This window comes from Paenibacillus sp. LHD-117, assembly GCF_030929555.1.
GTDB lineage: Bacteria > Bacillota > Bacilli > Paenibacillales > Paenibacillaceae > Pristimantibacillus.
Map to the genome: position 1 here is coordinate 118,437 of NZ_JAVFVT010000019.1, position 11,470 is coordinate 129,906.

Here is an 11,470-nt window from a genome sequence, read left to right on the forward strand (position 1 = left end):
GATCTGTCTTTCAAACTTTAGTTCTCCGAATAAGAAATGGACGTATCGATGCCAATCATGCTTTGTTTCGGATCCCATGTCACACTGAAATCAAGCAGCTTCGCAATGTCGCGCAGCTTGAAATAATTGTTGCCGCCAATGTTGTACGCGATCAGCTGGGCCTCTTGGCCGTCCACATACAGCTTGGAGCTAGTCTGCAAGGCAGGCCTTGATGTCATGCCGCCCGAAGCGTCGAGCTCGCCGCCCATCGCCGTATAATCGGTGCCGGGCATCAATCGGATGGCTTTCTTCCCGTTATCCCAGCTGACTTCGAACTTTTTGTCCGTGCCGTTCAGGGCCATGGCCAGATCGCGGAGCTTAAAATAATTGCTGCCCGCGATTTTGTACGCATCGAACGCGACCTTCTTGCCATCGACCAGCACATCGGACGCGCTTGGGATGGCAGCAAGCTCGGGCTGCTTGACCTTGATCGGCACTGTTCTCGCCGAAACGGCTTTGCCTCCTGCCGAATAGGCGGTGACGGTCAGATTTACCGTTCTATTGTTATGCGGCGCGAAGTCGTACGTGAAGGACCACGGCGCTTTCGTGGCCGTCGCGACCGTCTGGCCTCCGACGGAATAGACGACCTTCGACAAGATCGGCTCCACCGTGCGGACAAAAGCGCTAAGCTGTACCTGCTTGGGCGGTACGGAAGCGCCAAGCGGCTTGTACGTGACTGGAGACTCGCTGCCGACCGAGGATAAGTAAAACGGGTTGCCGACGGCTTTCTTGTATGCGGCCAGCACCTTGGCATTGTCCGATAGCGTATAGGAATTCAGCCTGCCCGAGTCTTTCCGAGACGTATCGAACCAGAAGACGCCTTTCACACCGGGGTACAGCAACGGTAGACTCGAATAAAATTGCTCGATCTGATAGACCGCCCAATCCGTCTTGTCGGCATGGGAGACGGGATCGGAGTAAGAGATTCCCCCCTCGGAGATGAATACGGGTTTCTTCTTGCCGTACAGCCGGTAAATGTTTTCGAATTTCTCGATAAAGCTGGAGCGGTCCACGCCTTTCTTCAGCGGATCGAGCGCTCCGTTGTACGCTTGGTACATGCTGACGCCGACCCAGTCCACGTATTCGTCTCCGGGATAATACGCTTCGATGTTATCGACCGGGAAGTAGCCCGGCGCCCATACGATGGCGACACCCGGCGCTTCTTCTTTGAACACCTTGGCTACGATCCTGAATTTGTTAATGTAGTCGGCTGGATTCTCCTCGTACCATTCCACCCAGCTTCCGTTCATCTCGTTGGCGAACCGAAGGAAGATCGGAATGCCGACATCCTTCGCTTCGCGGGCGAGCGATCTCAAATAGTCGCCGTCCTTCACTTCGTCCAGCCCGCCCATCGGCTGCAGTGCGACCTGAAGACCTACGCCCGCAGCCTTGGCCCGTTCGATATGCCCGCGGTAGTCTTGGAAGAAATTCCTTCCCCACGACGTATAGAGGAGGTACATGGCATGTTTTTTCCCCGTCAGCTCCGGAAATGCGCTCATATAGTGCGGATTGCCGTCCTTGCTGTCGTGCACCTTCCCGTCGGCCTCCGCGAAGGCGCCGATTAACGCCCCTGCCTTCGGCTCGAAAGGAGCGCCGTGGTACAACGTATTCGGCTGCTCGCCCTCTTCCTGGGCGACGAATAATTCCACGCGGCTGCGCACCCAATCCGCTTTCCTATCCGCGGCGATCGACTCCTGGGTTTTGCCGGCCTTAGCCCAATATTTCGATTCGGCTTCCCAGCTGCCCACGGCATCGTCGTATAAGGAAAGCGCAAGCTGAGACTCCGCCATTTTGTTGTACATCAGCGCCACGTTGGTCGTTTCGTTTTGTTTGCCGAACAGTTCAATGCTCAGCTTATACTTCTCGATCGCGATCTCGTGTTTGCCCGCCGCCCTTGCTTCCTCGGCTTCCTTGTAAATCTGCCACACATTGGCTGCCGCAATAGGTTTAACGTCAACCATGAAGATAGCCAATAACACGATAAAAATCACTGCCAGCTTGCTTCTAGAGCTCTTAATCTGATACTTCAATCCATTCTGCCCCCAAATTCTTTCGTTGTAGTGTTAGCGACAACTGTAGAAATCGCCTTATTCGAATGACTAGATTCGGCAGCATTTGGGAAATTCCTCCTAAACTCGACAAAAAACCGCCGGCGGCGGCTTATGCCGCGCCAGCGGTTTCTCATCGCATCTCGGGGATGAGCGCATCCCCTTGCGCTTACATTTGGTTGGAGATTTTTGCTTTCAGAGCGTCTTTGCTTTGAAGGCCGACCATCTTGTCAACCGGCTGTCCGTCCTTGAACAGGATCAGCGTCGGGATGCTCATAACGCCGAATTGGGAAGCAAGCTCGGGCTCTTCGTCCACGTTGATCTTCGCGATTGTCGCTTGGCCTTCCAGCTCGGTAGCCAGCTCCTCCACGATTGGAAGCTGCATCTTGCAAGGGCCGCACCATGGAGCCCAGAAGTCAACCAGAGATACGCCGCTCTCCACGCTTTGCGTGAAGTTGTCTTTCGTCAGTGCTACTGCCATTCTAATCATCCTCTCTTATCAATTGTATATGATCAAGGGGAATATCCCGTATCACCATCGTTTACTTACCCGCTAATCGCATGCGTGAATCTGCTTCAGCACGTCGCCGATCGTAATGCCGAGGAAATGTTCCTCGAGCCTCTTCTCCGCCTTGCAGAAGATGCCGTACATGACTTGCGTCATGTTCGACCCGACCTTGCAATCCATGCCCGGATCGCCGGAACACCAGCTTGGGATTAGCGAACCTTGCGCCATGACGCGATAAATATCGGCAAGCGTGACGGATTCCGAATCGATCGTCAGGCGGTATCCGCCTCCAGAGCCTTCACGCGTCTCGACATAACCGCTTTTGCGCAGAGCGCTCATCACCTTGCGAACCCGCGCGGAATGCGTGCCGACGTTATCGGCGATCATATCGCTGCTTGCCATCTTCTCCGGCAAGTACGCTAGATAAACCAAACTGTGTACGGCAATCGTAAATTCACTGTTCACGATGAGCGGGCCCCCTTGCTTGTTACTGTAATAATATCCGTTACAGTTAATCTTGTCAAGAGGCTCTGAACCCTGTCTTCAATTAGGGTGCGGATTCGGGCATTCCGTTATGCACGGGATCGCCGACGGGACATTCCAACATTTTTTTCGCGCGGCAGTCATGAAGTCGTTCGTTGCTTGAATACATATAGGAATACCCGTATCGAAATCGATCCGGGCGATTGTCCGAAGACGCGAATCTCCAATCCATGCGCTCCTGCCGGCGAGCCTTGAGGAGGTGATGATGATGGGATTGTTTGGGAATCGATGGGTCACGATCCGCACGGAAAGCGGTACGAAGGCGGATGACATCGACCGGTTGCAGGCAGTATTCAAGAGCAACGGCTTGAAATCGAAGATTTTATTGGAGGGCAGCCATCTGAAGAAAATCCAAGTCACCAAAAAAGATATGGAACGCGCGAAGGAGCTGATTGACGTTTTTGAACAAGAGCGTTAATGAGATTCGATTCGGTTTCCAATACATTCTGAGAAGGAAATAAAAAACAGAACGGCAGCGGCGAAATTCGCCGCTGCCTGTTTCTGTTTTTTTATTAATTGTAAATAAAGTGTAAATCATTCGAAAAGTTTTTATTAAAATGCTCTCATTTACCATTTATAGTTATTGTAAATGCATCAATTCGCCTTGTTTCTTCGTCAACTATGGTGTTACCATGAAACCAATTTCCGTATACCCGCGAATGCGGAATAACAAGTTATTCCATGCGGAGAAAGGCGGGCTTATGACAACACCAACCAAATCCGCGCAGGGGCATATCCCCGAGCTGCAGCTGGTTCGCGCGTTAGCCATTCTCGGCGTGATCACCGTCCATGCCAGCGCGCAGGCAACGATCACGATGAAGGAATCAGCCTATTTCTATTTTTACAACTTTATCAACACGTTCATGCGATTCGGCACGCCGACCTTCATTCTGCTCAGCAGCTTCGTCCTATTCTACAGCTATTACCGCCGGCCGCTCGACGCAAAGCTTCTTTCCGGCTTCTATAAGAAGAGATTACTTTATATTATCGTCCCCTATGTCGTGTTTTCAGCCATATACTTCGCTTATGTCAAACAGGTAAACGCCCTGCCGCTTTGGACCATCGACGCGCTGGCCGAATTCGCGCGCAAGCTGCTCAAGGGCGAAGTATACGCCCATTTGTATTTCGTGTTCATCAGCATTCAGTTTTATCTGCTGTTCCCGCTGCTGCTGTGGGCCTGCAAACGCTGGAAGTCGTTCGCCTACGCGCTCGTACCGCTCGGCTTCGTGCTGCAATGGATCTTCGTGCTGCTAAACTTCTATGACTGGCAGCTGGATAACAAAGGCAGCTGGTCGCCGGCTTACTTTTCCTTGTTCTTCCTGGGAGCGGCGCTAGGCATTTTCTACCCGAAGCTGAAAAACTGGCTCGCGATGACAAGGGATAACGCCACACGAATGCGCGTTTTCCTATGGTCCCTGCTCTGGGCTGCGTGGCTTGGGGTTGCATTGACGCATGTCGCTATTTATTACCAGCTCCGCCTTCATGAAACGGCTTATCACGGGCTGTTATACGAGCTGCTCTGGAATGCCCACGCGGTTCTGACGGCATTAATCGTCCTGCATGCGGCCTACTTCATTCAGCGGCATCTTCCGGCGATCGTCTCCCGTACGCTCTCTCGGCTAGGCCAGTTCTCCTTCGGCATTTATCTCGTCCATCTGCTCTATCAGGCTTTCTACGAGAAGCTGCTGCCGCCGCCATCCGCAGCATGGGCGCTGCACCTGCATTACTTCTGCGGCTGGGTCGTCATGCTCGCCGCTTCTTGGCTGACGGTAGCTCTCGCCTCACGCTTCGTCCCATTCTCGTGGGTGCTGTTCGGCAATATCCGGCGAAGAGGTGACCGTTCGCCCGACGTTACCGAGGCTGACGGTTCGAAGGTTTCCGCTGGCAAAAAAACCGTTACCGTCTAGGGCACCTGTCTGCCGTTTCATTCGATTAATTAAGGCAAAAGCCGATGAGTCAGGAGACTCACCGGCTTTTCTTTCTGCGTAAGGCTGTAATTCTAAGAAGGCAGAGACGAATCTTTTATCCTCATTGCTTGTGCCGGACGAGGCTACTTCAGCAGCTCTTCGACCTTCTTCTGAGCGTTATCCAGCGCCGTCTGTGCGTCGATTTGCCCGAGCTTCGCTTTCTCCAGCTCTTCGCCAACCGCTCCCGTAAGTTCGTTCCATTGATCTGGAATCGCTCCTACCGGCGGAAGAACAAGCGAATCCAGCGCTTCGGACACGACTTGCTTGGATGCGGGAGGCGTTTGCTCGTAGTACGCTTTCATGACCGCTTCGTCGGCAACCGCGGGAACGCTCCATCCCTTCTCGATGCGAAGCGCGACGGCGGCAGGGTCGGAGGAGATAAACTTGATGAACTTCCAAGCCGCTTCGCCGTTTTTCGAGCTTTTGGACGCAACGAGGCCGTCCGCGAAGAAATGATGTCCCTTGTTCGTGTTGCCCGGTTCAAGCGCGATGTCCCATTGGAACGGCGCGTCCTTGAATCTGCCGAAATTCCAGATGCCTCCTCTCAGCATGCCAAGCTTGCCCGCAAGAAACGCGTTCAGATCGGCATCCGGTTGATTGAACGTATCGTCGTTTAAGGCCGGAGATACCTTATGCTCGCTCGCCTTCGCGATCATCCATTCCAGTGCTTCGACGTTTTCCTTGCTGTTCACGGTCGCGGTTTTACCGTCGGCGCTCCAGATTCCTCCGCCATTCTGTGCGATCGTCTTATAGAACTCCCAGAATTGAAGCGGCGCATACGTGCCCCATACGCCTTGCGCGGCATCCGTCAGTTTCTTCGCTGCGGCAAGCTCGTCTTCCCACGTCCAATCCGCCGCCGGATAATCCAAACCTGCTGCGTCGAACAGATCCTTGTTGTAATAGAGCACGACATTGGAGAAGCTTTCGGAGACGCCGTATTGCTTGCCTTCGTATTGGAACGCGTCGTAAGCCAGTTTCTTGAACACGCCTGGATCGAAGGAAGCGTCCGCTTCAATGAACGGCGTCAGATCCAGCAGCACGTCTTTGGACGCATAAGAAGCAAACCCTTCGTAGCCGACCTCGAATACGTCGGGAGCGGCGCTTCCTCCGCCGATGACCGTGTTCAGCTTCGTGAAATAATCGCTGTAAGCCATGACCTGAAGATCCACTTTGATACCCGGATTCGCTTCTTCGAACAGCTTGATCATCGCTTCGATCGTCTCTTCCTGACCGCCGGATGCGGTATACGTCATGAACTTGATCGTTACGTCCTTTTGGTCGCTCCCCACGCCTTCTTTGCCCGCATTTGTTGCCGAACCCTCGTTATTGTTGGAACAAGCCGCGATAACCGTCACCATCATCATTGCAGTTAGCAGTAATCCGATTTTTCTCATTTGACCTCTCCCTTTCGATTCATGTAGGATGGTTTACACGAAACTTCGAAACCGCAATTCTATTGGAGCATTCACTCTCCCGTTCGGCGACCCATCACCTCCGGCCTTAATGCGGAATAGGTTCGGTTAAGCATCAGCCTTTGACTCCGCTCATCGTGATTCCCCGGATAAAATAGCTCTGCGCAAACAGGAAAACGATGAATATCGGCACAAAACTAACGACATTGCCCGCCATCAACACGTTCCATACGGTCGACCATCTCCCCGTCAGCATGCTCAATCCTAATGGAAGCGTCATCAATTCATTGGTGTTGATGATGATGAGCGGCCACAGGAAGTTGTTCCAGCTCGCCATAAACGCGAAGATGCCCAGTGTAGCCAGCGCCGGCTTCGAAAGCGGAAGAACGACCCGGACAAATACGCGCCAATAACCCGCCCCGTCCATGAATGCGGCTTCCATGATGGCGTTCGGAATCGTCATCATATGCTGCCGGAGCAGGAAGGTCCCGTAGGCGCTAAAGATCCCCGGCAGGATCAATCCCACATACGTATCGATCAGATCAAGCTTCTGGAAGATGACGTACAGCGGCGTCATCGTCACTTGGAACGGAATCATCATCGTAATCAGGTACAGAAGGAATAGGAAACCCGAGCCTTTGAACTTGATCTTCGCGAATACGAATGCCGACATCGCACATACCAACACTTGCAGAATCGTCGTCAGGACGGATACGAACACACTGTTAAGCAAGAACCGGCCAATCGGAAAATAGTTCGCGATTTCCAGGAAATTGGACAAATCGAATCGAGAAGGCAGAAGCTGCGGCGGAAGCTTGACGACCTCCAGCTCATCCTTGAACGCCCCCGACAGCATCCATAGGAAAGGCACCGTCAATATAATGACTGCAATCCAAAGCATGAAATGAGTGGCGACGTCGCGGATCCGTTCTGCGGCTCTACCGGTCATAAACAACCCACCTCTTCTGCAGTTGATATTGGATTAACGTCACGATCATAATCATCGCGAACAGCACCCACGATTGCGCCGAAGCGAATCCCATCTTGTGATTTGGAACGCGTTCCTGTAGACTTGCTCCACCATCGTGCTTGTGCTGCCGGCCGGCCCGCCGCCCGTCATGACCAGCACTTGGTCGAATAACTGGAAGGAGTTGATCAGCGATATGATGACCACGAAAAACATCGACGGCGTAACCATCGGGATGGATATTTTGATCAACTGCTGGAACGTTCCCGCTCCGTCGATCTTCGCCGCTTCGTAATAATCCTCCGAAATATCCTGCAGTCCAGCTAATATGATGATGGCGAAAAAACCAACATCCTTCCATACCGTAACCATGACGATCGAAGGCATCGCCCAGAAGAAATCCTGCAGCCAGATCGGACCTTGAACGCCGACAAGCGACAAGAGGTAATTCAGCAATCCGTTCTGCCCGTTCAGAATCCATCTCCAGATAATGGACACTGCTACCCATGAGGTGATGACCGGAATAAATACGGCGGCCCGATAGAAGGACAGGAACCGGATTTTGCGATTAAGAAGCAAGGCAAGCGCCAAGCTTGCGATCAGAATAATCGGAATATAACCGATGATGAATGTAAACGTGTTGAGAATCGCAAGGCGCGACTTCTCCCCCGTAAATACGTCGATGTAATTGTCGAATCCCACATATTCGGGCTCCGTCAGCAGGTCCCAGTCGGTAAAACTGACGAAAGCGGACATGACGATTGGATATAGATTAAATGCGATCAATCCGACCAAACCGGGAAGCAGGAACAACGTGATCGTTACCCATCTCCGCGTCTTCCTTACTCCGACCATAGTTTCCCTCCTTTCAGCCTTTCCCTGTTACTCGGAGATGTCCCGCACCGAATTTCTTTCCACGATTTCTAGCGGCAGGATGATTTCCTTCGGGAGCTCGGCATCCTCGCCGTTCATCGCATCGAGCAGGCATTCGGCCGCTTTGATCCCCTTCCGGGTAATGTTCTGCTTGATAGTCGTAAGCTTGGGGATAAAAATTTTCGAAATCGCGATATCGTCGAAGCCGATGACCGAAACGTCCTCCGGCACTCGTTTGCCGCATTCGCTCAGACCGGTGATGACGCCAAGCGCCATCATGTCCGAGGTGGCGAACACGGCTGTGATCTCGGGATGTTTCTCGCCGATAAGCCGCCCCGCCTCCACGCCGTATTCGTAGCTCATCGTTCCTTCGTAGACGAATTCCGGCCGGTAGAAAAGCTTGGCTTCCTTGAGCGCCCTCTTGTATCCCAGGAATCGTTTCTCAACGACTCCGTCCTTCTTAATCATTCCCGTCGCGAGAGCGATATTGGAATGACCCTTGCCGATCAGATACCGGGTAGCCATAAACCCGCCTTCTTCATCGTCGATGCCGATATTCCGGAAGTAGCTGTCGTGGATATAGCTGTCGATCAGCACCATTGGAATGTTGATTTCCTTTAATTCCTCATAGAAGCTTTCGTGATAGATTCCCATGATGATCGCGCCGTCCAGATTCCGCTGCATCGACGTATCCAAATAGCTTTTCCCCTTGTTCACGCCGGATAAAATAAAATGGTATCCGCGATTGCGCAGCTCGGCTTCGATCCCGCTGATAATTTCGCTGTAGAAAGGGTTCTCCAGCAGCGGATGGTTCATGTCCTCCGTCTGCGGAATGACGATGCCGATCAGATTGGAGCGGTTGTTCACCAGGCTCCTGGCCGAATAGTTCGGCACGTAGTTAAGCTCGCTCATCGCATCTTTGATTTTCTCCAGGGTTTCCGCGGAAACCTTATGTTCCTTGCCGTTAATCGCGTAGGATACGGCGGCCGCCGACACGCCCGCCGCCTTCGCTACGTCTTTGATCGTTTGTCTTTTCATGGCACGCACCTTTACGAAATTGTGGTGAAGCGTTTAACTTCCGATAATCGGGCTTATTTTTTCTCGCATGCCGCCTCCGTATCCGCGCCGGTTCAAATCTCGCCGACCGTAATCGCCCTCTTCTCCCGGAACGAACGTTCCACCGCTTCCAGCGCCCGCTGATTCAGGTAACCGTCGAGCAGACGCGGCGTTTCTTCCCGGACGTCGCCGCGGACGAGATCCGCGAAGTCCTCCATTTGCTTCAGCTTATATCGCTCCGGAACCTGGATCTTCTCCGTGACCTTATCGCCGTTTTCATTCTGATGCACCCAGACGAGCGTCTCTCCGAACTCGCAGCCCATATGCAGGGCACCGTAATCTCCGTAAACCGAAACCTCCAGCTTATTGCCGCAGCCGAACGCGTTGCGCGAAGTATGGCATACCGCTGGGATACCGCCTTCCAGCACCGCCGTGAAAGAAGCGAAGTCGTCGATATCGACGTCGACCATATCGCCGGATGCGGCATCCTTGCGTTTGTTGATGAACGAGCTCATCATGCCCGTTATTTCCGTCGGTTCGCCAATCAAGAATCTGGCCGAATCCAAGATATGCGAGCCAAGATCGGCAAGCACGCCCGTGCCAGTGACCGCAGGGTCCCACCTCCAGTTCATCGGGATGTTCATAAGCGGCCCGCCCCACTCTTGCAGATACTGGATGAACACATGGCGTACCGGGCCAAGCTTGCCTTCCTTGATCATCTCGCGCGACATCCGGAACGAAGGCACGTACCGGTAGGAGAAACCTACCATGCAGGCGGAATCGGGATACGCCTCCGACAGCTCCAGAAGTTTCTCGGCTTCCTCGTAGGTGCGAGTGAACGGCTTCTCCGTCATCAACGTCTTCCCATGAATTAAGCAAAGACGTACGATTTCGTAATGCGAATCGTTGGGCGTTACCGCGAGAACAGCGTCGATGTCCGAGCTTTGTATCATACTTTCAAAGTCCGTATAACGGGCGGACGGGGCAATCCGCAGCTTATCCCCCCACTCCTTCACTCTATCGGCATCGCGGTCGCATACGGCCGCAATGGAGACGCCCTCAAGCTTGAGCAGTTGTTCCACATGCACCGAACCCATCACGCCAAGCCCGATCCAACCTATCTTAATCGGTTTCATGAACGTTCCCTCCAGGATGTTTATTTTTAGTTTAACGTTTAACTAGTTCGTCTAAGCCCATTATAGAGCAGATCCTTCGAATCTTGCAAGCCCTTTCATGAAATTCGTTGATTATAAAATGTTTGAATTCTCACAGGGAGCTGCAGACGAACCGGAAATGCCAATCGAGTAGCAGGGGGCGGCTAGCCCCCGAGCTCTCACACCACCGTACGTGTACCGTTCGGTTTACGGCGGTTCATGTCCTATTCCGCAATTGGTTGTATCTGTCCATTAAGCTTCTTAGACCAAGAGATGACCAGTATTGGTTATCTAATGTTCGGTCAAGAATCGGACTGCTTGCTATACGCCAGTATTTCTTCCTCGAATTACCCCATTCGTACGCCTTTTGTTTTGGGACGCCAAACGACATCAGTTTTCTAATCCTTGTCTTTGGTTGCTTCCATTGCTTCCAGACACACATTCGAAGCCTTCTTCTTGTCCATTTGTCCAACTCTTGGAATACACTTTTGGTATCCGTCAGAGCGTAATAACCGCACCAGCCCGTAAGATATTGATTTAGCTCTTTTATCCGTATTTCGATCGGGATCGGTCTACTGCGAGAGGTGATCGCTTTGATCTTTGCTTTTACTCGCTCTAGAGATGGGTTTGCGATCTTTACTCGTGGATTCTTCTTATCCCAACTGAACGTAAACCCTAGAAACTTGCGTTTCCAGGGACGGTCTACCGCACTTTTCTCTCGATTGACCTTCAACTTCAGTTTCCCCCATAACTATGTTCAGAAAACGCCGGGTCAAATACAGGGGTTAATACTTGCGTGATCGCTTGCTGGATGAGGCGGTCTGTCACGGTCGGAATCCCTAAGAGGCGAGTTCCCCCGTTCGGTTTCGGGATTTCGACCCGACGGACTGGACTCGGTTCATA

General features: G+C 52.6%; 10 protein-coding genes and 1 pseudogene. 2 read left to right on the plus strand and 9 right to left on the minus strand.

Annotation, left to right across the window (positions count from 1 at the left end; all coding sequences use genetic code 11):
- Window positions 1–17 precede the first annotated feature (17 nt).
- From RB620_RS16375 to RB620_RS16385, 3 genes are all read right to left on the minus strand, one after another.
- Complete coding sequence (locus RB620_RS16375) at window positions 18–2,069, minus strand: glycosyl hydrolase (protein ID WP_308096048.1); 2,052 nt, start codon at window positions 2,067–2,069, stop codon at window positions 18–20.
- Window positions 2,070–2,256: 187 nt separating this feature from the next.
- Entirely contained in the window at window positions 2,257–2,568 is a 312-nt protein-coding gene (trxA, locus tag RB620_RS16380; protein WP_308096050.1) for a thioredoxin, read from the minus strand.
- A 72-nt stretch (window positions 2,569–2,640) separates the two neighbouring features.
- Window positions 2,641–3,060, minus strand: coding sequence for an RrF2 family transcriptional regulator (locus tag RB620_RS16385; RefSeq protein ID WP_308096052.1), 420 nt, complete (start codon window positions 3,058–3,060; stop codon window positions 2,641–2,643).
- A 286-nt stretch (window positions 3,061–3,346) separates the two neighbouring features.
- Here RB620_RS16385 and RB620_RS16390 point away from each other — a divergent pair, with 286 nt between their 5' ends.
- Both RB620_RS16390 and RB620_RS16395 read left to right on the plus strand, forming a co-directional pair.
- The gene (locus tag RB620_RS16390; RefSeq protein ID WP_308096053.1) at window positions 3,347–3,556 is read left to right on the plus strand and encodes a hypothetical protein; all 210 of its coding nucleotides are present in this window, start codon (window positions 3,347–3,349) and stop codon (window positions 3,554–3,556) included.
- A 283-nt stretch (window positions 3,557–3,839) separates the two neighbouring features.
- A complete protein-coding gene (locus RB620_RS16395; protein WP_308096054.1) occupies window positions 3,840–5,045 on the plus strand; it encodes an acyltransferase in 1,206 nt (401 codons plus the stop codon).
- A 143-nt stretch (window positions 5,046–5,188) separates the two neighbouring features.
- Here RB620_RS16395 and RB620_RS16400 read toward each other — a convergent pair whose 3' ends face one another.
- The 6 genes and pseudogenes from RB620_RS16400 to RB620_RS16425 all read right to left on the minus strand — a co-directional run.
- Window positions 5,189–6,499: an ABC transporter substrate-binding protein gene (locus RB620_RS16400; protein ID WP_308096055.1), complete on the minus strand. Its 1,311-nt coding sequence runs from the start codon at window positions 6,497–6,499 to the stop codon at window positions 5,189–5,191.
- 133 nt (window positions 6,500–6,632) lie between these two features.
- Window positions 6,633–7,466: a carbohydrate ABC transporter permease gene (locus RB620_RS16405; protein WP_308096056.1), complete on the minus strand. Its 834-nt coding sequence runs from the start codon at window positions 7,464–7,466 to the stop codon at window positions 6,633–6,635.
- Between the two features lie 51 nt (window positions 7,467–7,517).
- Entirely contained in the window at window positions 7,518–8,339 is an 822-nt protein-coding gene (locus RB620_RS16410; protein WP_308096058.1) for a carbohydrate ABC transporter permease, read from the minus strand.
- 27 nt (window positions 8,340–8,366) lie between these two features.
- Window positions 8,367–9,395, minus strand: a complete 1,029-nt coding sequence (locus RB620_RS16415) for a LacI family DNA-binding transcriptional regulator (protein ID WP_308096059.1) — start codon at window positions 9,393–9,395, stop codon at window positions 8,367–8,369.
- Window positions 9,396–9,487: 92 nt separating this feature from the next.
- Window positions 9,488–10,549 carry a Gfo/Idh/MocA family protein gene (locus RB620_RS16420; protein ID WP_308096061.1) on the minus strand — a complete coding sequence of 354 codons (1,062 nt, stop codon included), beginning with the start codon at window positions 10,547–10,549 and terminating at the stop codon, window positions 9,488–9,490.
- A 235-nt stretch (window positions 10,550–10,784) separates the two neighbouring features.
- Window positions 10,785–11,470: pseudogene (locus tag RB620_RS16425) on the minus strand (group II intron maturase-specific domain-containing protein); the annotation flags it as partial.

Coding starts and splice junctions, on each gene's coding strand:
- trxA (WP_308096050.1), bottom strand. CDS start 2,568: ATGGCAGTAGCACTGACGAAAGACAACTTCACGCAAAGCGTGGAGAGC.
- RB620_RS16415 (WP_308096059.1), bottom strand. CDS start 9,395: ATGAAAAGACAAACGATCAAAGACGTAGCGAAGGCGGCGGGCGTGTCG.
- RB620_RS16390 (WP_308096053.1), top strand. CDS start 3,347: ATGGGATTGTTTGGGAATCGATGGGTCACGATCCGCACGGAAAGCGGT.
- RB620_RS16405 (WP_308096056.1), bottom strand. CDS start 7,466: ATGACCGGTAGAGCCGCAGAACGGATCCGCGACGTCGCCACTCATTTC.
- RB620_RS16395 (WP_308096054.1), top strand. CDS start 3,840: ATGACAACACCAACCAAATCCGCGCAGGGGCATATCCCCGAGCTGCAG.
- RB620_RS16410 (WP_308096058.1), bottom strand. CDS start 8,339: ATGGTCGGAGTAAGGAAGACGCGGAGATGGGTAACGATCACGTTGTTC.
- RB620_RS16400 (WP_308096055.1), bottom strand. CDS start 6,499: ATGAGAAAAATCGGATTACTGCTAACTGCAATGATGATGGTGACGGTT.
- RB620_RS16420 (WP_308096061.1), bottom strand. CDS start 10,549: ATGAAACCGATTAAGATAGGTTGGATCGGGCTTGGCGTGATGGGTTCG.